Origin of the sequence: Caproiciproducens galactitolivorans, from assembly GCF_029266045.1 — a bacterium.
GTDB lineage: Bacteria > Bacillota > Clostridia > Oscillospirales > Acutalibacteraceae > Caproiciproducens > Caproiciproducens galactitolivorans.
Map to the genome: position 1 here is coordinate 53,874 of NZ_JAJUFJ010000007.1, position 24,084 is coordinate 77,957.

Consider the following 24,084-nt stretch of genomic DNA (forward strand, 5'->3'; position numbering starts at 1 on the left):
ATACCCTCCCTAGCTATCTTTACTAAAAAAGAGGGGGAAGAACTCCTCCCCCTCTTTCATTCCCAGTTTCCCGATTCTCTTAATTCAGGGAAGCATATTTGAATTCGATCGGTGCGCCAAACGGATGGGTAACCAGGTTTTTCACATTCGGTTTTGTGAGATAAGCGGATCCTCTGTAGAACAGCGGGGATACGACCGCGTCATTAACAACCAGGAGCTTTTCCGCCGTAAGCATATCCTGCAGGCGCTTTTCGTCGTCGGTCTGCTTTTTCGCGTCGGCAATCAACCCGTTATAGGTGTCGCTCTTGTAGCTTCCGCGGTACGGTGTGCCGTTTGTCCACAGATCCATATAAGTCATTGCATCGTCGTAGTCCGCGCCCCAGGCGGTAATCGCCATCTGGAAGTTGTTGTTATCCATCAGCTGGTTTCTTGCCTTTTTCGTTTTGGAATCAATCTTTACATCAATGCCAAGATTCTTCTTAAATTCGCTCTGGAGGTAGGTTGCAACGGTCTTTGTTACGGAATCGTCCTCGGTCAAAAGGGTGAGGGTCGGTACGCTGCCAAGCTCTTTTACGCCCTTGTCCCAGTATTCCTTTGCCTTCGCTGCATCGAACGCAGTAATGTCGCCGTTGAGTTCACGGAATGTCTCCTTGCCGTTCCCGTACATATAGTTCGGAATCAGGCCGGTTGCCGGTGCGGAACCGTCGGAAAGGATGGCGTCCGCAAGGGTTTTGCGGTCGATCGCATAACCGAGCGCTGTACGGATATTTTTATTGGACAATGTCTTGTCCGTCAGGTTGAACTGGAGGTAAGTCGTGCGGAATTCATTGTTGGAGCTGAATTCCGGGCTGGATTTCATTGCCGGAACGTCGGAAGATGAAAGGATGACCCTGGAAAGCTCGCCGGCCTTGTAAGCGTTAAGAGCCGTGGCCTGTTCCTTAATGATGCGAACCTTGACGTTCGGAACCTTTACATTCGCAGCGTCCCAATAGGAATCGTTCTTCTTCATAACGCTTCCGCTCGCCGGGTCGTAGGAGGTAAGTACATATGGGCCGCAGTAAATCATGCTGCCCGCATCCAGGCCGTACTTATCGCCCTTGGATTTCACAAATTCCTCGTTCAGCGGGAAAAACATCGGAAGGGTGGTCAGGCGGATGAAATACGGTGTCGGCTGCTTCAGCTTGACTTCAAAGGTTTTGTCGTCAAGCGCTTTCACGCCGACATCCTCGGCTTTCGCTTTGCCGGCAAGATATTCCTCACCGTTGACGATGTAGTCCGTCATAATGAAAGAATAGCCGTTTGTAGCGTCCGCGCTCATCTGCTTGAGCCAGGAAAATACGAAATCCTTCGCGGTAAGGGAGGTGCCGTTGCTCCATTTCAGGCCGTCCCTCAGCGTAAAGGTGTAGGTAAGCTTGTCGTCAGAAATCTTGCAGTCCTGCGCCAAAGCCGGTTCCGGCTCATGCTTGGCGTTCAGGCGGTAAAGCCCTTCGGATACATTATTCAGAATGGTAAAGGAGTTTGTGTCGGAAGCCGCCCACTGCACCATGGTGCGAATTTCGTTTGTGTCGTACACCGTAATGGTGTCGCTGGACGCCGCCCCGGAACTCGCCGTCTGTTCCGTACCGGACGCAGCGGTGCCGCCGGATGAACCTGTGAAACCGCAGCCACCGGCTGTTATGACCATGGCCGCTGCAAGAATCAGTGCAAGCAGTTTGCTCTTTTTCATACAATCTCTCTTCTTTCCTAAAAATTTTTGATTTTTTTGCTTTTGGAATAATAATACTGTGCGTAAGATTGACTGATCATAAGGGTCTTTAGTTTGTTTTGTTTCCGAACTTACTTATTTTGATATTATCACCATCCTTTCAAAAAGTCAATGTATTTACCAAGAACATTTTAATTCATTTTCGTAATTTTGTATAGATTTAATTAAAAATCCCAGCAATACTATTGAAAATCGAATTTTCCCATGCTATGATGGTTACAAAATCCGACAATAAATGAATGGATCGTGATGAACATTATACACACCGTAGACCAAACCCATATCCGGTCGATTAACCAAAGGGTTATCCTTGAAAAAATCTACTGCGACGAACCGATTTCCCGTGCGGAACTGTCGCGCGAGCTGTGCATCAGTAAATCCGCCATGACGGAAAACATTTCGTCCCTGCTGGATATTGGGATCATTCAGGAGGTCGGCGCCGGAGCCGCCATGTCCACAGGCGGACGCAAGCCCATCCTTCTCAAATTCAATGAAAATTACCAATATATTATTGCGATTGAGCTGAATTTCGAGGATCCGATCTTCGTGCTGGGGAACCTGCGCGGCGAGACCCTCAACAAGATTACGGTTGCGATCGCAAACGACGCCAAGTACCCCGAAAGGCTGAATCTGGTTTTAAACGCAACCAATCTTCTGCTTTCTACCGCGGGGTTGAGCCGCCAGGATCTGGCGATTATTGCGATTTCGTGCCCGGGCGTGTTTGACCCGGAAAACCGCAATTACTACGCGGAATCCAATTTTGCCAACTGGAATATGAGCGACCTTTCCCGCCAGCTGGAAGAACTTTTTGAAACGCAGGTGCTGGTCGTAAACGACGTAAACGCCGCGGCGGTGGGGGAGTTCACCACCGGTGCCGGCAAAAAGGCGGAAAACCTTGTGTACATCAGCGGCGGCTACGGGTTCGGCGCGGGTATCATTATTAATGGAAAGCTGTACCTGGGCAGCACCAACCGCGCGGGAGAAATTTCGAACTCCATTCCTGCCGGGCCTTTGGGGCTGGTAAACGGAAAATTCGGGAATCTGGGCGACACCGTCAATATCCGAGCGCTGAAGCAATACATCCGTACCAAAGCGCCGAAGGAGACGCGGGACGCCTTCGCCGCGCTGGGGAAAACTCCCGATTCGGCCGGGTTCAAAGACATTGTACGGGTCTGGCGCGAGGGCGACGAATTTTTAAAAAAATGCATTGACGGAATATCTGAAATAATCGGCGCGACCATTTCCAATATTATCAGCCTTCTAAACTGCGACATGGTCATTTTGGGTGGTGATTACGTTACCTTTCAATCGCAGATGCTTCCGATCATCAACCGCATTGTACAGGAAAGCGCATTCGAGCCCATAAGCGTGGTTTCCGCAAGTTTGGAAACGAATGCCGGGATCTGTGGGCTGTTCGCCCTTTCCAAAGAGATCATTTTCGATAGAATCTGCAATTATGAGCATACATAGCCTTTGCATTCTGGAAATGCAGAGGCTATCATTTTATGGTATAATGATGATGAAGATGGCTTTTCAGCCATAGGATTCTTCTTTTCGTTCATTTGAAAAGCCTGATTTGAAAAAAGTTTAAATATTTTAACGCAAACCGCAAAAAGCTGTTGGGCCGCCTGCGGCAAAAGGAGAATGGAACATGGAAAAATCAAAAGTTTATTTTGCGGATTTCCGGGCTACTTCGGAATGCAACCTCCTGCAGAAGCTGGAAAAGCTCGTGAAGAAAGCCGGCATTGAAACGCTTCCCTTCGCGGACAGGTACACGGCGGTGAAAATCCATTTCGGCGAACCGGGCAACCTTTCCTATCTGCGGCCGAATTTCTCGAAGGTCATCGTCGATCTGGTGCGCAGGCAGGGCGGGAAGGTTTTCCTGACCGACTGCAACACCCTGTATGTTGGAAGAAGGAAAAACGCGCTGGACCATCTGGACGCCGCTTATGAAAACGGATACAACCCGTTCGCAACCGGCTGCCATATCCTAATTGCGGACGGCCTAAAAGGCACCGACGACACGCTGGTACCGATCGACTGCGAATATGTAAAAGAGGCCAAAATCGGCCGCGCGATAATGGACGCCGACATATTTATATCCCTGACCCATTTTAAGGGGCACGAAAGCACGGGAATCGGCGGCGCGCTGAAAAATATCGGCATGGGCTGCGGCTCCCGCGCGGGAAAAATGGAAATGCACAGCGATGGAAAACCGGTCGTGGAGAAGGACGAATGCCGCGGTTGCGGCGCCTGCCGCAAAAACTGCGCGCACGACGCGATCTCCTTCGACGAGAACCACCGAGCCCAAATCGACCATGAGAAATGCGTAGGCTGCGGGCGCTGCATCGGCGCCTGTAATTTTGACGCGGTGCACCCCGGCGGGGATACGGCGAACGAAATATTAAACTGCAAAATTGCGGAATACGCCTATGCTGTGTTAAAGGACCGCCCCCATTTCCACATCAGCCTTGTAATGGATGTGTCGCCCAACTGCGACTGCCATGCGGAAAACGATGCACCGATTGTTCCGGACGTGGGCATGTTCGCTTCCTTTGACCCCGTCGCGCTGGACGTTGCCTGCGCGGATGCGGTTAACCGCCAGCCCGTTTTAAACGGCAGCTTCTTAGCGGAACAGCCACAGACCACCCATGACCATTTCACAGACACGCATCCTGTGACCGACTGGAGGGTCGGAATTGACCACGCGGTAAAAATCGGGCTGGGGAACCGGGATTATGAACTTATTACCATAAAATAATCCTGTTTCCCTAAAAAAAAGGCAAGAACCAGCCGAAAAATACGTTGTAAAGGGCAATTTTAAAGCAAGAATTTTAGTAAACAGAAAAGCAGGGATGATTATGAAGGAAATTAAAGTAGCAGTCGTAGACGATTCTCCTTTTTCCGTAGCGATGCTGACCAACATGCTGACGGAAAACGGATTTCAGGTCGTCGGCAGTGCAAACAATCTGCAACAGGCTGTGGATGTGGTCGCAAAGGAAAAACCGGACGTAGTCACAATGGACATAACGATGCCGGAAGTGGACGGAATCGAGTGCACAAAAACGCTTCACAAGCTGGATCCGGACCTGAAGGTGGTCATCGTCAGCTCCATGATGGACGACGAAATTATTCGCAAGGCAAAGCGCGCCAAAATTTCGGGTTATGTGCAGAAACCAGTAGACGCCGAGGAGCTTACCCTTACAATTAAGCGAATCATGGCGGACGAAGAATTGTTCGCGGAGCTTGACAAACTGTACTACACCGTATTCAAGGAAGCGCTCAGCGATACGTTCAATAAATTTTTCCACGCCGTCCCGGAATACCGCGATGAACAGAAAGCCAACATCGAGCAGACTTCGCGCGGGATCTCCTCGGTAATGGGCATTATCGGGCGCTACGGCGGTCGCATGATTCTGGACATGTCTACGGATACGGCTTCCGGAATTGCGCGGACGCTGTTCAAAATCGACCAGCCGACAAAAGAGCACATTATAAACGTAATCGGCGAACTTTCAAATATTATCGCCGGGAACGCATGCTCGCTGATGAATAAAAGCAATCCGCTTTTCGGGCTTCGCGTTGCTCCGCCGACCATTGTGTACGGCGAATTAATTAAAATTTCAAACTCCGAACTGAACACGGTTACTTCCGTGAAGGCGGACACCACTTTTGGCGAGATTTATATGAATATTGGGTTTAACAGAGGCGAGTGTGAATGAGTAATAAATATGAAGAAGCCTTTTCCAATACCTTTCTGAACGTAATGCCTCAGTTCGGTATTGAAAGCGTCACGCTGGAAAGGCAGACGGAATGCGGAAGCAAAATCGACGCCCCCGGCGTAGTGTGCATCATCGGCGTGACAGGGGACCTGCATGGGAACGTCATTTTTGCCATGACGGACGAATGCGCAAAAATGGTTGCTTCTTCCATGATGGGCGGAATGCCGATATTAGAATTCGACGAAATGGCACAGAGCGCCATTTCAGAGCTGGGAAACATGCTTGCCGCAGGCGCATGCACCTATTTGGAAATTATGGGAATCAAGGCGGATATTTCAACGCCAACCTTAATGCACGGCGATTTTGTCGTGCAGGCAAGCTTTGAGCAGGTAACGTGTCTGGAGATGCGCATTAACGATATGCATTTCTACATATACGTTTCCCTGGAAAGAAAATAACGGCTAAAACATCATTTTAAAGTCGAACCCCGGCTTGCGCCGGGGTTTTTTGCTGTTAATTTCTTTTTTTCTACAACCAGATTACCCTTGACAATTCCGCCTATTATGATTCGCATCCGCTTTTTTCCCTTTGAAAGTATTTTCTTCTATTCTTAAATTTTTAAATAGAAAATATTTTTGGATTTAATTTTCCCCTGTTTAAGCGGCTGGAATTCCGAATTCGCAAAATCCGACTTAATCTCTCATTTTCCCCACATCTCCGACATTCAATTTATTCCTATAAAAATTCATTTGAAAAATATTCACAAATCCGGATAATTCGAATTGAGTGGTTTTATATTTATTAACAAATACTGTTAGACAGTATTTAAAACTATTTGAAAAGGAGTTGTATTGAAATTGAATGTCAGAAAACTAGGCGCACTTCTCTTGTCCTTCGCAATTTTTCTGTCGGTGATTATAATGCCGCAGCCGGCATACGCCGCAGAGAAAGAGGGGAACAAATACCCCATTGTGTTTTGCCACGGCAACGCTGGGTGGGGCCGGGATGAGATGCTGGGCTACCGGTACTGGGGAGGACTAGTAGACCTGCAGAAAAAACTGACCGACGCCGGCTATCCAACGTATACCGCTGCCGTCGGCCCGTTTTCCAGCAACTGGGACCGTGCCTGTGAGCTTTACGCGTACATAAAAGGCGGCACGGTCGACTACGGTGAAGCACATTCCAAAAAACACGGCCACGCGCGCTACGGGAAGTCGTTCCCGGGCCTTTACCCCGAATGGGGAACGGAAACAGACGGCAGTCTGAATAAGATTCACCTAATCGCGCACAGCCAAGGCGGCCAAACCGGCCGTATGCTGATTCAGCTTCTGGAAGAGGGAAGCGAAGAGGAAAGAGAAGTCACCAAGACCGGTTTAAACCCGCTGTTTGAGGGTGGGAAGCCGTGGGTCGCCAGCCTTACCACGCTTGCCTCGCCGCACAACGGCACAACGCTTGCCGATGTGGACATCTACAAATTAAAGGACTTCGCCACCTACCTGATTTCGGCTGCGGCTGCGGCCACCGGAAAAGGGGTGGAGCCGGTTTATGATTTCAAGCTGGATCAGTGGGGCCTGAAACGCCAAGCCGGGGAATGTTTTACCAACTATGCAAAACGCGTGATGAACAGTTCTATCTGGAACGGAAAAGTCCGGGACTTCAGCTTCTGGGATCTCAGCACCACCGGCGCGGCCGAGCAAAACGCTTGGGTTACGGCAAAGGACGACGTGTATTATTTCTCCTATTCCACCTGTGCCACAACGGAAGAGCGCCTGACCGGGCACCAGATCGGGAAACCGCTCGTCATGAACCCTGTTTTATTTGCACCGGCCGCCGTAATCGGGCTTTATACACGCAGTGGAAAGGAAAAACCGGATATTGACCGCACCTGGTGGCGCAACGACGGCATTGTGAACACAATTTCAGCAAAAGGTCCCTCGGTGAATTCCACAGATGAAATCGTGGAATATAACGGTACCCCGCAGATCGGTAAATGGAACTACATGGGCGTGCAGAATATGGACCATATGGCTATTGTCGGAATAGGAAAATACAATGTAACGAACCTGTACCTTACCATTGCAAAAAATGTCCGCAGTTTGCCTGTAGTTAGTTAATAAATTTTCCGGCATTTTCCCGGACGGAAGCAATTTTTCGCCGGGAAAATGCTGTTTTATTTGATGTTGCAATAGAATTCTCTTGTCAATTTAATTTCCATGTGTTACCATTATTTATATCTATTTGCTTTAAGGGATGTGTGTTTATGCAGCCGGATACATTTTCTCAGCAAAAAATCGAGGTGAATATGCTGGGCGAGTTTTCCATAACCATCAACGGGCACCAGCTTACGAATTTAAAAGGCCGCACCAAAAGAGTCTGGATGCTTATTGAGTATCTCCTAGCAAACCGGCACAAAGACATTTCCATAGACAAACTGATTGAAGTACTCTGGCCGGAGGACGAATGCAAAGATCCGCTGAACGCCTTAAAAAACCTGGTTTACCGGGCACGGGAGCTGCTGAAGCGGCTTTCACAGGACAGCCGGGCGGAATATATTCAGTATATCCGCAATACTTATTCATGGAACAACAGTTATCCCTGCATAATCGATACCGAACAGTTTGTCGAATTGATTAAACGGGGTGCAGACGACAAACTGGATGTCGAAACCCGCATTTCAGCGTATAAAGATGCACTTACGCTGTACCGCGGCGAATTCCTTCCGAAATCAGCATACAGCAACTGGGTCATTTCTTTGAGCACCTACTACGCAAACCTCTACACGGAATCCGTCCAACGCGTGTGCAGGCTGCTGATCCAAGAGCACCGCTTCGAGGAAGTGATCGGCGTCTGCGACGCCGCTCTGACACATTCTCCGCTGGAAGAACCCATCCACAAGATGCTGCTTTACGCTTATCTTTCCACCGGCCAGCGGAATCAGGCGCTTGACCACTACAATTATGTAATCCAGCTGTTCTACAAGGAACTCGGCGTGGACATCTCCGAATCCATGCGCTCACTTTATAAGCAGCTCATGAACAGCATCAATAACGTGGAGCTGGATCTGAGCGTTATTAAAAACGATCTGCAGGAAAGCGCGGATATCCGCGGCGCATACTACTGCGATTACGATACGTTCAAATCCTTCTACCGCATACAGGCGCGTACGGTTACACGCACCGGGAATTCTGTGTACATTGTCCTGTTTACGTTGAACGATCTTGAGGGCGGAATTCCAAAGCCAAAGATTGCGAAACTTGCCGCAGAACGTTTGAAAAGCTCAATTTTGGAAAGCCTGCGCAAAGGGGACGTTGTTTCAGCTTACAGCAACACACAGTTTATCGTGATGCTTCCCCTGATCAATTATGAGAACGCGGAAATGGTAGCAAAGCGGATTCTTCAACGGTTCCGGTTCCGGTACCGCAGGGAAAATGTGAAAGTAACCACCAGAATTAACGCGCTGGACGCTCAGCCGTAAACTAACCAAATCGTGACAGGGGGGACACTATGAGAAAATACAAATATCTCTTCCTTGTGTTTCTTCTTGTCCTGCTTCTTCCTGCCTGTACTGTGCGGGACACCGATCTGACCGGATCGGTCTCATCCCCGGTGTCTGCTTCCGCTTCTTCTTTCATTTCTTCTGCTGCTTCTTCAGCAGCTTCTGCGGCTGCGGATTCCCCGGGGGTGGAAGCTTCCGAAGCGGCGTCACAAACAGCCGAAGGCGGCGAATCTTCAAAAAGCCCGTCCTCGTGGGTATCGCGGGCGCCAAGGGAATCATCCGCCGCGCCGTCTTCCCTGGCTGTTTCTTCCATGACGATTGCATCGTCCCTGCCGCCCATGGCGGCTCCGACCAAACCGATGCCCCCGGTAACGGCGAAAATGCCGCAGGCCTCCGGCAGCGCGGTATTTTCCAAAAACGGTGCGGAGGTTGACTACAGCAACGCCTCCGAAGGATACATAATGGTTCGGTACAGCGGTTCGGCGGCAATGAAGATTCTGGTCTATTTTAACGGCGGCTCTTCCTATTATCAGTACAACATCGCCGGAAACGGCGCTTATATCACCCTGCCGTTGCAAAACGGAAGCGGCGCTTACCGGGTCCGCTTTATGGAAAATGTTTCAGGAAACAGCTACGCCGAGCTTTGCTCCACGGAGCTGAACGCGGACGTAAGCGGTTCGGGCTATGCACTGTACCCGAACCAGTTTGTGGATTACACCCGTTCCTCCGCCGCGGTGGCAAAGGCAAAAAGCCTTTGCGCTAATGCTACCAGCAACGCGCAGAAGGTGGAGGCGATTTACCGGTTTATCGCCGGAAATATCAAATATGACTACGCAAAAGCAAAGGGCGTAAAAGCCGGTTACCTTCCCAATGTGGACAGTACCCTTTCTTCGAAAAAGGGGATCTGTTTTGATTATGCTTCCCTGATGGCGGCAATGTGCCGCTCGCAGGGGATTCCCACCCGGCTGGTGATGGGCACAACGGGCGCGGGCTACCACGCATGGAACGAGGTTTACCTCGGCGGGTGGAAACGGTATGATTCCACCTTTGCGGCGGCCGGCCAGTCCGCCGGATATTATACGGCGGAAAAGTATTATTAATGGCGGAGAAATCTGTTCGCTCGTTTAAAGAATACAAAGAGAGATCTGCCGAAAAGGCGGTTTGGAGGAAAAGCCATGAAAGACACAACGGTCAGACAGGAAAAAGTGAAGCCGCTTTCCTCGGGCGAGGTTTCCCTTTTCTGCTCGCAGATTGTCCTTCTGCTGAAAGCGGGAATCCCGCTGAAAGAGGGCGTGGGGGAAATCAGCGACAACGTGGAAGACGAAAATGTGCGGGAGCTGATTCGCCGGATTCAGGCAAGCATGGAGCAGAACGGCTCCTTGTACCTTGCGCTGAACAGCACCGGCGCATTCCCGAAATATATGGTAAACATGGTCAATATCGGCGAGAAAGCGGGTAATCTGGAAAATGTGATGGAAGCGCTCTCGCTGTATTACGACCGCGAAAACAATTTGCGAAGTTGTATCCGCAGCGCGCTTCTGTATCCTTTTATTCTGGTGCTGATGATTGCGGCAGTCATCGCAGTACTGGTCATTAAGGTGCTTCCGATTTTCCATCAGGTGTTTCTGGATATGGGCTCGGATATCTCCGACACCGCCTCCTCCGTTATGCGGGCGGGTTCCACCATCGGTACCTGGGCGCTGGCAATTATCCTGATCCTTGCCGTGCTCCTGCTGGCGGCACTCCTTCTTTATAAAACCGAAAGCGGTTACCGCTTTATTTCCGGCTTCCTGCACAATTTTCCGCTGACGCGCAAGCTCTCCGGAAAAATCGCGCTGGCGCGCTTTGCCTCCGTGCTTTCCATGCTGCTTTCCAGCGGCTACGACACCGAGGAGGCGCTGGCGCTCGCGCCGGGCGTTTTAAACAATCGAATTGTGCTGGATAAGGTTGAGCAATGCCGCTCCTTTGTCGCATCCGGCACTTCGTTTACACAGGCGCTTACCAAGGCGGGCATTTTCCCGGGCATCTATTCCAGCATGGTGAATATCGGCGACAAAACCGGAAACCTGGACGGCGTGATGAAGCGGCTCGCCGAGTTGTACGGCGACGACGCAAACGAAGCCCTGAACCGCGCGGTTTCCATTATTGAACCTGTCATGGTCGGCGTGCTTTCCGTTATTATCGGCGCGATCCTGCTTTCCGTCATGCTTCCCTTAATGGGGATCATGTCGTCGATCGGCTGACCGGGGCGGGTGTTGAATTGATGAAGGAAAAAGGATTATACCGCGGGATTGTGCTTTCCGCTTTGGCTTTCTTCGCAGTGCTCTGCCTGTTCTGGTTCGGATTTGGAAACGCGCAGCGCGCGAACAGCCGGGAAAAATTACAGGTAACGCAGGCGGCGATTCAAAAGGGGATTGTCAGCTGCTATGCGGTGGAAGGCTTCTACCCGCCGAATATCAAATACCTTGAGGAACATTACGGAATAACGATTGACCATTCGAAATACATTGTCCATTACGAGACGGCGGGCGAAAACGTGATGCCTTCGGTAGAAGTTTTGGAAAAGGACGGCAATTCTTAAAAACGGGAGGAAAAACCGATGAACAGCAGAAGTTCCCATTCCGTCAATACGGTATTCGTGCTTTTGATTTTTTGCCTGTTTGCCGTTTGCTCCCTGCTTCTGGTGCTGATCGGCGCAAACAGCTACCGCAGGATTGTGAGCGAAATGGACTCGAACAATGAAACGCGCGCATCCCTCTCATATATTTCCAATAAAGTGCACGCGGCGAACGGCGGCAACGTGCGCATTGAAACCCTGAACGGGCAGAAAATGCTGGTCATCCGGTCGAATGAAAACGGACGGGAATACAATACCTATATTTATCTTTACAACGGCTATTTGATGGAGCTTTATACCAAGGCTGACAACGGGTTTACCCCGGGGAACGGGGATAAAATCACACCGCTCACAGCCTTTACCATGGAAAAGGACGGCAGCGAGCTGAAGCTTTCGGTGTGCGGAGAAAACCGCCGCCATCTTTCGCTGAACCTGTTCCTTTCCTGAATCGGGTGATAATATGAGACGCATACCGGGACAGATGAACCCCTTTTTTATTGAAATTATTTTCGTTATCCTGTTCTTCGCAATTTCCGCAACGGCAACCCTTCAGCTTTTTGTGGCGGCGAACAACCGCGCAAGGCAGAGCAGCGACCTGAGCGTCGCGGTGATTCATGCGGAAAACATTGCGGAACAGGTTTTAACCATGACCTCCCCAAACGAGCTGCCCCCGGCACTGAAAAATGCCCGGCAGTCGGGCGGGAAATATACCATTGACTACGACAAGAACTGGAACCGGACGCAAACCAACCCGCGCTATGTGGTCGGCGTGACCTTGAACAAAACGGTTACCGCTGGCGGGACTCTTGTCCGGGCAGACATTGATATAAACCGGCGGCATAACGGGGAAAGAAGGATTTACAGCCTGCATTCCGAAAAATATCTCCCTCGCCGCACAGGAGGTTCGGCGTGAAACAAAAACGGTGCTTTAACTGGAGCGTGGGCGCTTCATCCATCCTCATGATCTTTGTTGTCCTCTGCCTGACGACATTCGGAATCCTTTCCTATGTTACGGCGAACGCGGACAATAATCTTTCCACAAAAAACGCGGAAACGGTGGAAAACTATTATAAGGCAACCGCGCTTTCGGAAGAAATGTTGCGGGATATAGACTCTGCCCTGCTCGGCGCGGCGAATGACGCGAAGCAAGCCGCAGAAAACGGCGACCTTACCCGCCTTTCGAATTACAGCCAGTACCGCAGTCGGCGCGAGCTGGAACCCGCCGCCGCAATTTTGAAAACGGACGCGACGGCACAGGAAAAAGCCTCGGTTTGCTACCGTGCCTTTGCCGAAATGCTTTTAACCAAGCTGAACGGCGTAACCGTAAAGGCGGAGGAGGACCGCCTTGCCGCCGTATATTTCACACAGGCCGGATCCGGCCGCCGGATTCGGACCACGCTGACGGTTTTCCCCTACGGGAGCGCCGAGCGGTATAAGGTGACCTCTAAAAATCTAGTGAACTCCCAGCCGGTTGAAAGCGGCCTTTTGGACGACGACACCATCGAACTATGGCAGGGAAACAGTTCCGCGCCTACGGAGTGATTAAATGGAAATTCACATCAGGGAAATTCTGAAAAAAGCCGTCGCAGAGAATGTTTCGGATATTTTCATTATATCGGGATGCCCGCTTTCCTTTAAAACAAACGACGTAATCCACCCGGTCGATTTGGACGCGTTGCGCGCGTATCCGCTGAAACCGGAGGACACCAGGAAATGCATTGAAGAAATCTATACGCTGGGCGGCAACCGGGATATGAACCCGTTCCTGCAGTCTGGCGACGACGATTTCTCCTTTTCCATCGAGGGTCTGTGCCGCTTCCGGTGCAACGCCTATTTACAGCGCGGCTCCATGGCCGCGGTGCTCCGGGTCGTCGCGTTCGACCTGCCCGACCCGAAGATCCTGCATATTCCGGATACGGTCATTGGGCTGAACCGGTGCAAAAAGGGGCTGGTGCTTATCACCGGCGCGGCGGGCAGCGGAAAATCCACCACGCTCGCCTGCATTATCGACCGTATCAACCATACGCGCAATAGCCATATCATTACGATTGAGGATCCGATTGAGTTCCTCCATCGGCACGACAAAAGCATCGTAAGCCAGCGCGAAGTGGCGCATGACACCCAAAGCTATGTTCACGCGCTGCGCGCCGCCCTGCGGCAGGCGCCGGACGTGATCCTGCTTGGCGAAATGCGCGATTACGAAACGATTTCCACCGCGATGACCGCAGCGGAAACGGGGCAGCTTGTGCTTTCCACCCTGCATACGGTCGGTGCGGCAAACACCATCGACCGCATTATCGACGTTTTCCCGCCGAACCAGCAACAGCAGATCCGGGTGCAGCTTTCCATGGTTTTACAGGCGGTTGTCTCCCAGCAGCTTCTTCCCGCGGTGGACGGCACTTTGATTCCCGCCTTTGAAATAATGCTGGTGAATCCTGCCATCCGCAACATGATCCGCGAATCAAAGGTACATCAGCTCGACAACGCCATCAATTCCGGCGCGGGCGAGGGAATGATCAGCATGGACGCTTATCTGCTGAAGCTTTTGCACGAAGGGAAAATCACAAAGGAAACCGCGCTGATTTACGCGGCAAATCCGGAGAACCTTTCGAAAAAAATAAATTAGGGAGCTGGGCAATGTGGGCGCCACCCCAACCCCGCAAAAATGCGGCGCCCCGGCAGGCTGAATTGCCGGGGCGCCATTAGTTAAGGACACCAGATCTCCATGAGATGGAGATAAGTCGTACGCTGGGTTAGTGCCGGCTTTTTCCCGGCGGGGACAGGATTGCCGGGGAGCCGGATATGGCGATATATGGTTTCGCACCGAGAATTAGTGGAGTGTGAAGATGTTTTTTAAAGTCGGACGGCGAAGGAAAAAATCAGATTGTTTGGTTGGGGACCACAAAATGAAGCACTTCGCCGCCTGAGTGCAAGGCATAAAAAAACGCTGTACACGGACCTTGTCCATATACAACGCTACCTGCACAATGCGAAATTCGAAAAAACCTCTGTACAAAAATGGGAAAAGAGGTTATAATAGAATACGCAATGTGCTGATTCTATCAGTTGCGTATGGAGAGTCCTTTTCTCCGTATGCAGGGGGCAGGTGTTGGTAGCACCTGTTCCTGCATTGCACTTTTTATATTTTTATGCCTTACAAGCAGATTATACCCCTTTTATTGGAATAATGCAACACAAATTTTGAATTTATATAGTAATATGAGAATATTTAACAAAGAACGTGTCGAAACTTCGGCACGTTCTTTTTCATCTCATACATTTTTTAGACTACCCGAAGGCCGGATGTACAGCATTGAACTTTTTCAATATCAAAAACAGTCCTCCCTGCACTCCGGGTATCCCAAACTACTTTTCGGGTACACGCAAAAATCTTCTTTATAAATAATAAAAAACGTTTGAAAATATCTGAAAAATGAAAAATTTTCGAGCCTATAAATACTGCTAACTGAAATAGAATAATACCAAAAAAGAAATATCCCTATTAATTTTGCTGACGTAGGAAAGTCCATAAAAGAATCACTCTTTTCTTATTTTACACATTGACATTAAAATTTTATGTGGTATTCTTATTAAGAAAATAGTTGAGGAAATCAACTAAATAAAGGAAGGAAAAGTACTTATGAAAAAGTTGCGTCTAGCGCTTCTGTTAGTGTTGACGCAAACCCTGACGGTGGCGGCTCTGAACCCTTTTCGTATAAATTAAGTAAGAAAAACTTAAAACTATCTCACACTCCAGACCTAATAACTTTGAATGAAAAAGTTACGGTCAATACATACATGGGAGTTGGAAATGTGACTGTTAAAATACGTTCTTAAAATTCTACTACAAAAGCAACTTGGGATACATCTTGTATTCCGTAATATAACAACTTATATTCAATCCCTTGCAAAAGTTCTATAAACCAGCACCCTATTGCGAACCAGCATGCTATGCTGAAGCAATAGGGTGCTGGTTTAATACCAAAAGGAAAAGCAAATAAGCTCCATTCAAAGCCAAACCTATTAGGCTATCTTCCAGACTTTCATTGCCCCCCGATAAACTCGGGCCGGAACTTGGAATACATGATTTTCTGGCGGCTGTAAAGGCCGGTGTAGCCAGAAAGCATATAACTGACAGCGGCGGCGAGGAAATAGAACACCGCGCCCGTCGCGCCGAACAGCTCAATGCTGAGCACCAGCGAAGTAAGCGGGCAATTGGTTACGCCGCAGAATACGGCCATCAGGCCGACCGAAGCGCCGAACGACGGGCTAAGGCCGATCAGCCCGCCCGCAGCACAGCCGAACGTTGCGCCCGCAAAAAAGGACGGAACAATTTCGCCGCCCTTAAAGCCCACACCGAGCGTGACCGCGGTAAACAGTATTTTCAGCAGGAAGGCTTCCGGCTTGGCGGTTCCGTTCATTGCGTTTTCAATACTTTCCATGCCCGCGCCAAGATAATCCGTACCGAAAACAAGCATCAGCACCACCATGGCCGCTCCGCCGGCGGCGGCACGAAGATACGGGTTTTTCAGCTTTTTTTGGAAAAAGTCCCCAATATATTTCATGGAATAGCATAACAAAACGCTTACGCCCGCACAAAGCGCGGCAAGGAATATCACGCGCAGGAAAGCGGCGGCTTCCGGGGCAGGGATTCCTGTAACGGAAAAGGCGGTCGGCGCCGCTCCGAAAGATTCCGCCACCGCGGCCCCGACCAGCGAAGCCGTAACGCAGGGAACCAGCGCGGCGTAATACATAATCCCGACGCTGATCACCTCCATGGCGAATACGGCGGAGGTGAGGGGCGTGCCGAACAATGCGGAAAAGGCCGCGCTCATGCCGCACATCGTCATAACATGCAGATCCTTTTCATCCAGGCCGAACAAGCGCCCCATCTGAAAGCCAAGGCTCCCGCCGATTTGGAGCGCCGCGCCCTCGCGCCCGGCCGAACCGCCAAACAGATGCGTAATACAGGTGGAAATGAAGATCAGCGGCGTCATGCGCAGGGGAACCTCCCGGGTGGAGCGCACCGCCAGCAGAACCAGATTCGTCCCCTGCGGGCTTGTCACTTTGCAGGCGTGGTAAAGGAATACAATCGCAATCCCAGCGAGGGGCAGAAAATAAACGATTTCCATATGCGCCGTACGGAATCCGGTAACGAATTTCAGGCAGAAAGAAAACGCCGTTCCGACAAGGCCGACCACCCCTCCAGTCAGACAGGATAGAAGAATCCATTTTAGAAAAACACCAATATTTTTAAACAGGCTCATTCCCTGCTGTTTTATTTTTTCAGCCGCAAGTCCCATTGTTTTCCGCTCCAAAGGTATTATAACCGGCATTTTCCAAATGGAAAACGGCGGTTATTTTTTATTATAGCACTTCGGGCGCAAAATGGGAACGCAAAAAAGCCCCACCCAACAGGCGGAAATGAAAGCAGGCCCTGCGCAAAACTGCAGCAGGGCCTGCTCAACAGGATTTGACCTAAAAGCGTTAAACACCAGACGGACTTAGGAAATGGCGCCGCCGTTTTGAAGCGTTTTCGCGCTGTCCAAAACCTTTTGCAAATCGCCGTCCGTCACAAGGCCGTAAACCGAGCCGTTCACCACCGCAGTATAGCGGCGGTCACCGCTTTTATAAAACGCCACGGTATCCGTACCGCTCCGGTTAAAATAGGCGAATTCCAGCTTCGCCGCGGGGATACCGGTTGGATTCCCGTTGGCGGGTTCCAGAATCTGCAAGCTGGTGACGATCTTGAAATAATTCGTATAATTCTTGCTGTAATCCAGCGTTTTCCCGTCGTTCCCGGTGACCGAATACGTGTACTGGGCTTTGTCTTCGGTGGATTTCGTTTCATCCTTTTTCCGGGCAACCGTAAATGTATATTGCGCGCCGTTTCCACTAACCGTCAGCGATTTGACCTCGGAAACCTCCGGCGCAACCAGGTTTTTGCTACGCAAGCTGAACGCGCTTGCATTTAACAGCGCGCTGACACTTTCATCCTTTACAAAATAGATAACCGGCACCTTTTCCAGCATAACCCAATAGCCGGTGTCTTTTTTTGCGCCGATTTTCAGCTGATAGCTCTGCTTGTTTACCGTATAGTTCGCAACGACCAACGGTTTATCAAGGCCATAGCGCTTGAGCACCTCGGCATTGGGGTTCAGCGCTTCCACGGAATCCGCCGTCATGCTGGTCAGGGCGGTTTTAATCGCACTAAGCTTATCGGCATCCGTTTTCGCGCTCACCGGGGAAGTAAGGACCAAATCGGAACCGCTCTTTCCAAGCAAAAGCGGCTGGTCGTAATTTTTGCCGCTCAACGCGATTTTCGTAAAGTCATTTTCCCCGGAGGGATTATTGATAGACAGGATTTCCTTGGTTACAAAATATTCCTTGCCCTCCAGAAGACCGCTGTCGATACTCACCGTATAAACATTGTTGGAGTTTTGCCCGCACATGTAATATGCGCTGCTGTCTGTTGCGGTAACATTTCCGATTTTATAATTATAGGTACTGCCGTCCTTGAAGGTGATTTCCACCGTCGCCTTGGGATTTTTCAGCCCGAAATCGTCCAAATTGGAAACGGTGCCCAGATTCTTAGTGGCAACCAGGCTGTATCCGTTCTGCACCACCTGGGAAACAGCGGAGGTATTGGCCGGAATGTTCCCCAGCTCCTTTACGTAAAACGTGATCTCCTCCGACGCGGCGGAAGAAGCACCGGAAGATGTGCCGGAGGAAGCGGTTTTCTTTTTAACGGACGGAAGAATAGTGTAGCTTCCCTTCTGGTTGACCACTTTCATGGAAGTAATGTCCGAACTGTTTTTGGAAACAAGCTCGATAGTGGAAGTTGAGGACTCGGAAAAGGAGTCCCCTCCCTTGGGCTGCGTCATCAGAAGCGCGGCGGCAACCCCGCCCAAAACCACAACGCTGATTCCAACGATGGCGAGGTTTCGGATATTTTTATTCATATTACAGGTGCCTCCTTCTGCGGTAAACGCAGATACCTGCTATTACGATCGTCAGCGGAATCAGGAGGGTAAACACGCCCAAGCCGAGCAGGATACTCGTTCCGGTGCTCAAATCAATATCCTGCACATTGGTATCGACCGGCGTTTCCGTAATGGCGGTCGTTGCATTGGTTGTGCCGGTGGCGTACCGGGAAAGGTCGACAAGATATGCTGCGTTGGCGAAGGTGTTTGGGGCAAGGATATCGGAATTGAACATCGTTGTGCTGCCCAGCGCAATAACATTCGCCTTATACTCTTTCCCGCCTGCTTTTACCGTATCCTGCGACAGCACACCCGTATGATAGGCTGCCTTGGCGGGCTTATCGCCCTCCTTGGTGTTGTTATCCACCAAATAGCAGGTATCGTTTGACTTGGAAAGGGAATAAGTCTGTCTTGTGCCCTTTGTATCATACAGAATATTGATCGGGCTGGACTGCGGCGTGGTGTAGTATTTGTTGTACGAGGAGCTTCCGCCCAGATCCAGCGTGGTTTCCAAATTGGAGAGGATGAAGCTCGGGTCGCTCGTATAATATTTGGACGAATCGCTTTCCACCACGATTGTCTGCGGCGTTACGCTGATTCCCCACTCCTTGAGGAAAGCGGAGAGCTTTGGCATGGCGGTCTGGCTCGGGTGGAAGGTAATCAGCAGGGAACGGTCACCCGCAAGCGAGCTGCTGCTTAAAAATGCGTCCAGCTTCTGGATTTCCGAATCCGTATAATCGGTTGTCGGGCAACCAAGAACCACCAGCCGCGCACCCGTAGGGATGGCGTCCGTCAGCAGGTTGAAATCCTTGGTTTCAAAGCTGTTGTTGCTTAAAAGCTTTTTATAGGTTGTGGTATCCATCTGTTCGCTGTGGCCGGTGTCGAACGCGGCGATGGAAACCGATTCCGAAATAACCGAGTTCAAACCAGAAGCAAGCGCGCTGTCCACCATGGAGGTGCCACCCATGGTCCCGTCCGGATTATAGGAAACATTGAACAGATCCGTAACGGTGAGCACGCGGTAACGCTTATTCGACCGGATGATCACATTGCCGACAGTAATATTGTCGGACCGGTAATCGCTTGCAAAAGTCGGGTTGGTATCCAGATCAATATACTTTACGCTGATATTCCGGTTCCGCTCCGCCATTTTGGCGGCAAGCTCGCCCACCTGGCTGTACCCGGCGATAATCCGGTCGCTTTTTGTCTGCGACTCGGTTGCAATAATATAAATCGTAACTGGAGTCTTCACTTTATCCACAATCGACGCGGCTTGTGTGGAAAGTGTATTCGTGTGGTTCTTTGTAAGGTCGACGTTCATGGACGGATACCGCTCGCCCAGCAGGCCGACGATCACATTAATCAAGATCACCACAACGATAAAACCCGCGGTAAACGCGGCGGAAATTCCGCTACGACGGAATTTTTCCGTTTTTACAACCTCTTTGAAGGAACGGCGGTTCTTTTTTGCCTTTTTGGGTTTCTTGGATTTTTTCCCTGATTTTTCCTCAGCCTGCGCCGTTTCTTTGGCGGCCGTTTCCGCTGCGGGCTGGGAAGCTTCCTCCGTTACGGGGGAAGCAGGATTCTTCTTGTTTTCGTTCGTCATCTGTCTACCCTCCTTAGCTCCATCTTTTGCTTTCGAGCTTGCGGGCGGTCAGGAAGATAAATACCGCGGCGACGCTCAGGAAGAAAACAATGCTCGGAATATTCAATATTCCCTTGGTAAACGGCTGAAAGCGCGTATCAAACGAAATCCAGTTGATCACTTTGGTGACATTCTCGTCTGTAACCAGACCGTTTAACTGATTGACCACCATGAGAATGATGGAAACACCAAAGGTCGAGATGGCGGCGACGATCTGGCTCTGCGTCAGGCTGGAAATGTAAATGCCGACGGCGATCATTCCCGCACCGTACAACAGGGTGCCGAGGATATTCCCGAAGATATGCGCCCAGCTTAGGGAAGAGTGCAGCCCGATTACAACGGCCGGAATTAACGAACCGAGCAAGGCTATGGCAAAGACGGCGACCGCCGCCAGAAATTTGCCAACCACAATCGACGTTACGCCCACCGGCGCGGTAAGCAGCGCCTGGTCGGTGCGGTTGCGAATTTCCTCACTGAAGCTGCGCATGGTGATAATTGGAATCACCATCATGCTCCAGATAAACATGGTACTGTAGACGCTCTGGATATAGTAGGAGGAACGGAGCATCATTACCTGATAAAAATAATAACCGTAAAGCGCCAGCAGGATAGCTATGCAGGCGTACCCGATGGGAGAAATAAAATAGGCCTTTAATTCCCTTTTTACAATCGCCCTCACGCTGTTTCACTCTCCTTTCCGGCTTCTTCACCGGTGTTGTCTTCAATATAGGCCGCGGCGGTCAGCCGCAGAAACACATCCTCCAGCGAAAGGCCGGCGCTGTGCATTTCCAGAATGGGCCAGTTGTTTTCCGCCGCCAGCCGGAACAGGGCGCGGCGCGGATCGCAGCCCTCGCAGGCTTCCACGCTGTATTCGAATACGCCGGGTTCCTTTTCGCCCAGCGTCCGCACCGAAACAAAATCCGGCACGCCGCGCAACGCTTTGGAAACCTCGTTTTCGCCGCCCTCAATCCGGACGGTAATGCGGCTGTCGCCGCTCAAGCTGCGCGAAAGGCTTTCGGGTGTACCGTCGGCAACCAGCTTGCCCCGGTTAATGATAATAATCCGCTCACAGACCGCTTGGATTTCCGGCAGGATATGGGAGCTGAGGATAATCGTATGGTTTTTCCCCAGATTATGAATCAGGTTGCGGATTTCAATAATCTGCTTCGGGTCAAGGCCGACGGTGGGCTCGTCCAAAATCAGCACAGGGGGATTCCCCAGAAGCGCCTGCGCCAGACCGACACGCTGTTTATAGCCCTTGCTCAGATTATGAATCAACCGTCCGTACACATCGGTGATTTTGGTAAGCCCGCAAATCTTTTCCAAATGCTCCTTGCGCGGCAAGGCAACCTTTTTCAGGTCGTACATGAAATTCAGATATTCTTTCACCGTCATATCGGGATAAAGCGGCGGCTGTTCAGGAAGGTAGCCGATCAGCTTTTTCACCTCGTTCGGATTGTCGAGCGTGTTGTACCCGCCAACCGTAATCGAACCGGCGCTTGCGGAAAGATACCCGGTGATGATATTCATAGTTGTGGATTTTCCGGCCCCGTTCGGCCCCAAAAATCCGACGACGGTGCCTTTCTCCACCGAGAAATTGATATTGTTCAAAGCGACGTTCTGCCCATAGCGCTTTGAGAGGTTTTTCACCTCAATCATTCGAATCCCTCCTGTTTACGGCGATTTTCATCCGCTATACTTTTCTATTTTATCAATTTCCCTAATTAAAAATGTAAACATTCTTTTAAGGAATACAGGCTATTTTATAAATTCTATGTGATGGTTATGTGAAAAAGTGTCGTATTCTGGGGAAATACAGGATTTCCGCAGCCAAGGACGATGGGGCGCCTCCCCAAGCCCCCAAACGACACCGTGCGCTCCCCGGCGGAGATTCCCCGTAGGAAACGGCAAAAAAGGAACCGTGCCGAAAAAGTGGCGCGATTCCTGTAAATTATTTACATATTTTCATTTAAATTTGAAATTTCTGTTGCATTATTCGAATAAAAGGGGTATAATCTGCTTGTAAGGCATAAAAATAGAAAAATGCAATGCAGGAACAGGTGCGGCAACACCTGCCCCCTGCATACGGAGATCAGCACTCTCCATACGCAACTGATAGAATCAGCACATTGCGTATTCTATTATAACCTCTTTTCGCATTTTTGTACAGAGGTTTTTTCGAATTTCGCATTGTGCAGGTAGCGTTGTATATGGACATGAGGGCCGTATACAGCGTTTTTTTATGCCTTACACTCGGGCGGCGGGCTCCGCCATCCCATCGAATCCTTATGCCTCAAGGACAATTTTCCGCCGCCGCCCGACTTTAATAAGTCTCTTCACATTCCTTGCAATTCCTTGGTGTGTGCGAAACCATATAGTTGCTTCCGGCTTCCCCGGCGTTTCTGACCCGCCGGGGGGAAAGCCGGAACTGACCCAGCGTACGACTTATCTCCATTCCATGGAGATGTGGTGCCTTACTTATAGCGCCCCGGCCATCAACCCCACCGGGGCGCCGCATTTTTATATCTTCCCGTCCTGTAAAAGCCGCGCGGCTTTCAGCACCAGAACCTGCGTTTTGGAATCGGGGATTTCGCCGTCCATTACCATGCGCACGGCTTTTTCCATCGGAATTTTTTCTACCTCCAGAAATTCGTCCTCGTCAAAGTCCGTTTCCCCGAACGCCTGCGCCCGGCAGGCGTACAAATAAATGACCTCGTTCGTATAACCGGGGGAGGGGTACAGCTTTCCTAAGTTTACATAATCCCTGCCGATGGTTCCGGTTTCCTCGCGCTGTTCGCGCTTGACCGCCTCCAACGGGTCCTCGCCCATTTCCAGTTTCCCGGCGGGCGCTTCCAACACGACCTCCTTATACGGATAGCGGAACTGCCGCACAAAAAGCATTTCGTTCTTCTCCGTCAGTACGGCGACGCTGACCCCACCCGGGTGGTCGACACATTCGCGGGTAGAGGTTCTTCCGTTAATCAGCTCAACCTTATCCACATGAAAATGCAGTACTTTGCCCGCGTAAAGGTCTTTCCGCTTTAGTGTTTTTTCATTTAATTCCATATTTTATTCCCCAAAATATTACTAATAGTATTTTTTTACTTTAAATATTACATTTTGTGAATAGTTCGCACTACAAATATATTTCTATCCGTATTTTTAAAAAATAATTATACAAATTGGATATTTCTACTCCTGCTTATTTACTGTTATACGCGTAGGAGTAATTCGGATCGTAGGAATACAGCGCGCGGTAAAGCTGCGCGGCGCGGCTGCGGTAGAAATCCATGGTTGCACTTGCCGCGTTCACCTGTGCCATGGAACCGCCCGCGGCCTGCGCGTCGTCGCTGATTTTTTTCAGAGCAGCGGACTTCCCGTTTTCCCACGCTGTCTGTTCGTCCTTGATTTTGGTAAGCTCGCTACCCTTCGCAAGTTTACATAATTTTTTATACGCAGAGGAAACCTCTTTTTCCCAAATGCCCGTGTACTTGTTGGAAAGGTTCACCATTGCCACGTTGGAAATGGCGTCGTTCAACTCTTGAATATATTTTTTATCGATGGGGTTTTTCTTAAAAAGCTCGTCGAATTCCTTATTGTCGGTCGTGATTTCCACCACCGGCCCCGGCTGGGATTCCGCAGGCTCGTTCGACGTTACGACCACCGTATCGCTGGAAGCCGACTCGCTCGAAACCTCGCTGGAAACGGCGGGCAGGCTTTCGGCCGCAAAGCTGGAAGCAGGGACCGAGCTTTCGCCGCCCTTTTTGCTGCCGCAGGCAGCAAAGACCGACGCGGCGAGGGCAAACGCCAAAACTGCGCAAAGGATTTTCCTGTTTTTCATACACAGCACCCTTTC

The 24,084-nt window shown here is 50.4% G+C and carries 21 protein-coding genes; 13 read left to right on the forward strand and 8 right to left on the reverse strand.

Annotated elements, in window-relative coordinates:
• Window positions 1-79: 79 nt before the first annotated feature.
• Window positions 80-1,726 carry a peptide ABC transporter substrate-binding protein gene (locus tag P9B68_RS06645; protein WP_135658399.1) on the reverse strand — a complete coding sequence of 549 codons (1,647 nt, stop codon included), beginning with the start codon at window positions 1,724-1,726 and terminating at the stop codon, window positions 80-82.
• Between the two features lie 288 nt (window positions 1,727-2,014).
• Between P9B68_RS06645 and P9B68_RS06650 the strand changes: the two genes are divergently transcribed.
• The 13 genes from P9B68_RS06650 to P9B68_RS06710 all read left to right on the forward strand — a co-directional run bounded on the left by P9B68_RS06650 (window position 2,015) and on the right by P9B68_RS06710 (window position 14,226).
• On the forward strand, window positions 2,015-3,235 hold the full coding sequence (locus P9B68_RS06650; RefSeq protein ID WP_135658398.1) for an ROK family transcriptional regulator: 1,221 nt from the start codon (window positions 2,015-2,017) through the stop codon (window positions 3,233-3,235).
• 181 nt (window positions 3,236-3,416) lie between these two features.
• Window positions 3,417-4,526: a DUF362 domain-containing protein gene (locus P9B68_RS06655; protein WP_135658396.1), complete on the forward strand. Its 1,110-nt coding sequence runs from the start codon at window positions 3,417-3,419 to the stop codon at window positions 4,524-4,526.
• A gap of 100 nt (window positions 4,527-4,626) precedes the next feature.
• Complete coding sequence (locus tag P9B68_RS06660) at window positions 4,627-5,487, forward strand: response regulator (RefSeq protein ID WP_135658393.1); 861 nt, start codon at window positions 4,627-4,629, stop codon at window positions 5,485-5,487.
• Window positions 5,484-5,945 (forward strand): chemotaxis protein CheX, encoded by a 462-nt coding sequence (locus tag P9B68_RS06665; protein WP_135658391.1) that lies wholly within the window; start codon window positions 5,484-5,486, stop codon window positions 5,943-5,945. The genes P9B68_RS06660 and P9B68_RS06665 overlap by 4 nt, the downstream gene beginning before the upstream one ends.
• A 399-nt stretch (window positions 5,946-6,344) precedes the next feature.
• On the forward strand, window positions 6,345-7,601 hold the full coding sequence (locus P9B68_RS06670; RefSeq protein WP_277668705.1) for an esterase/lipase family protein: 1,257 nt from the start codon (window positions 6,345-6,347) through the stop codon (window positions 7,599-7,601).
• A gap of 146 nt (window positions 7,602-7,747) precedes the next feature.
• On the forward strand, window positions 7,748-8,962 hold the full coding sequence (locus tag P9B68_RS06675; RefSeq protein ID WP_277668706.1) for a BTAD domain-containing putative transcriptional regulator: 1,215 nt from the start codon (window positions 7,748-7,750) through the stop codon (window positions 8,960-8,962).
• A 29-nt stretch (window positions 8,963-8,991) separates the two neighbouring features.
• Window positions 8,992-10,083 (forward strand): transglutaminase-like domain-containing protein, encoded by a 1,092-nt coding sequence (locus tag P9B68_RS06680; protein ID WP_135658387.1) that lies wholly within the window; start codon window positions 8,992-8,994, stop codon window positions 10,081-10,083.
• Window positions 10,084-10,158: 75 nt separating this feature from the next.
• Complete coding sequence (locus P9B68_RS06685) at window positions 10,159-11,226, forward strand: type II secretion system F family protein (RefSeq protein ID WP_135658384.1); 1,068 nt, start codon at window positions 10,159-10,161, stop codon at window positions 11,224-11,226.
• A gap of 20 nt (window positions 11,227-11,246) precedes the next feature.
• The gene (locus tag P9B68_RS06690; protein WP_277668707.1) at window positions 11,247-11,564 is read left to right on the forward strand and encodes a hypothetical protein; all 318 of its coding nucleotides are present in this window, start codon (window positions 11,247-11,249) and stop codon (window positions 11,562-11,564) included.
• Between the two features lie 18 nt (window positions 11,565-11,582).
• Window positions 11,583-12,047 carry a DUF4860 domain-containing protein gene (locus P9B68_RS06695; protein ID WP_135658380.1) on the forward strand — a complete coding sequence of 155 codons (465 nt, stop codon included), beginning with the start codon at window positions 11,583-11,585 and terminating at the stop codon, window positions 12,045-12,047.
• Between the two features lie 13 nt (window positions 12,048-12,060).
• The gene (locus tag P9B68_RS06700; protein WP_135658378.1) at window positions 12,061-12,513 is read left to right on the forward strand and encodes a type IV pilus modification PilV family protein; all 453 of its coding nucleotides are present in this window, start codon (window positions 12,061-12,063) and stop codon (window positions 12,511-12,513) included.
• Window positions 12,510-13,142, forward strand: coding sequence for a hypothetical protein (locus tag P9B68_RS06705; RefSeq protein ID WP_135658374.1), 633 nt, complete (start codon window positions 12,510-12,512; stop codon window positions 13,140-13,142). Before P9B68_RS06700 ends, P9B68_RS06705 begins: the two co-directional genes overlap by 4 nt.
• Before the next feature lie 4 nt (window positions 13,143-13,146).
• A complete protein-coding gene (locus P9B68_RS06710; RefSeq protein WP_407932269.1) occupies window positions 13,147-14,226 on the forward strand; it encodes a type IV pilus twitching motility protein PilT in 1,080 nt (359 codons plus the stop codon).
• A gap of 1,417 nt (window positions 14,227-15,643) precedes the next feature.
• On the opposite strand, the gene P9B68_RS06715 is transcribed toward P9B68_RS06710, so the two are convergent.
• The 7 genes from P9B68_RS06715 to P9B68_RS06745 form a co-directional block, all read right to left on the reverse strand.
• On the reverse strand, window positions 15,644-16,903 hold the full coding sequence (locus P9B68_RS06715; protein ID WP_135658372.1) for a chloride channel protein: 1,260 nt from the start codon (window positions 16,901-16,903) through the stop codon (window positions 15,644-15,646).
• 201 nt (window positions 16,904-17,104) lie between these two features.
• Window positions 17,105-18,562 (reverse strand): DUF4340 domain-containing protein, encoded by a 1,458-nt coding sequence (locus P9B68_RS06720; RefSeq protein WP_277668708.1) that lies wholly within the window; start codon window positions 18,560-18,562, stop codon window positions 17,105-17,107.
• Between the two features lies 1 nt (window position 18,563).
• A complete protein-coding gene (locus tag P9B68_RS06725) occupies window positions 18,564-20,189 on the reverse strand; it encodes a Gldg family protein (RefSeq protein WP_277668709.1) in 1,626 nt (541 codons plus the stop codon).
• Window positions 20,190-20,202: 13 nt separating this feature from the next.
• The gene (locus tag P9B68_RS06730; protein WP_135658366.1) at window positions 20,203-20,907 is read right to left on the reverse strand and encodes an ABC transporter permease subunit; all 705 of its coding nucleotides are present in this window, start codon (window positions 20,905-20,907) and stop codon (window positions 20,203-20,205) included.
• Window positions 20,904-21,887, reverse strand: a complete 984-nt coding sequence (locus P9B68_RS06735) for an ABC transporter ATP-binding protein (RefSeq protein ID WP_277668710.1) — start codon at window positions 21,885-21,887, stop codon at window positions 20,904-20,906. The genes P9B68_RS06730 and P9B68_RS06735 overlap by 4 nt, the downstream gene beginning before the upstream one ends.
• 861 nt (window positions 21,888-22,748) lie before the next feature.
• Window positions 22,749-23,294 carry an NUDIX domain-containing protein gene (locus tag P9B68_RS06740; protein WP_135658362.1) on the reverse strand — a complete coding sequence of 182 codons (546 nt, stop codon included), beginning with the start codon at window positions 23,292-23,294 and terminating at the stop codon, window positions 22,749-22,751.
• Window positions 23,295-23,430: 136 nt separating this feature from the next.
• Entirely contained in the window at window positions 23,431-24,069 is a 639-nt protein-coding gene (locus P9B68_RS06745) for a lysozyme inhibitor LprI family protein (RefSeq protein ID WP_135658360.1), read from the reverse strand.
• Window positions 24,070-24,084: the final 15 nt, after the last annotated feature.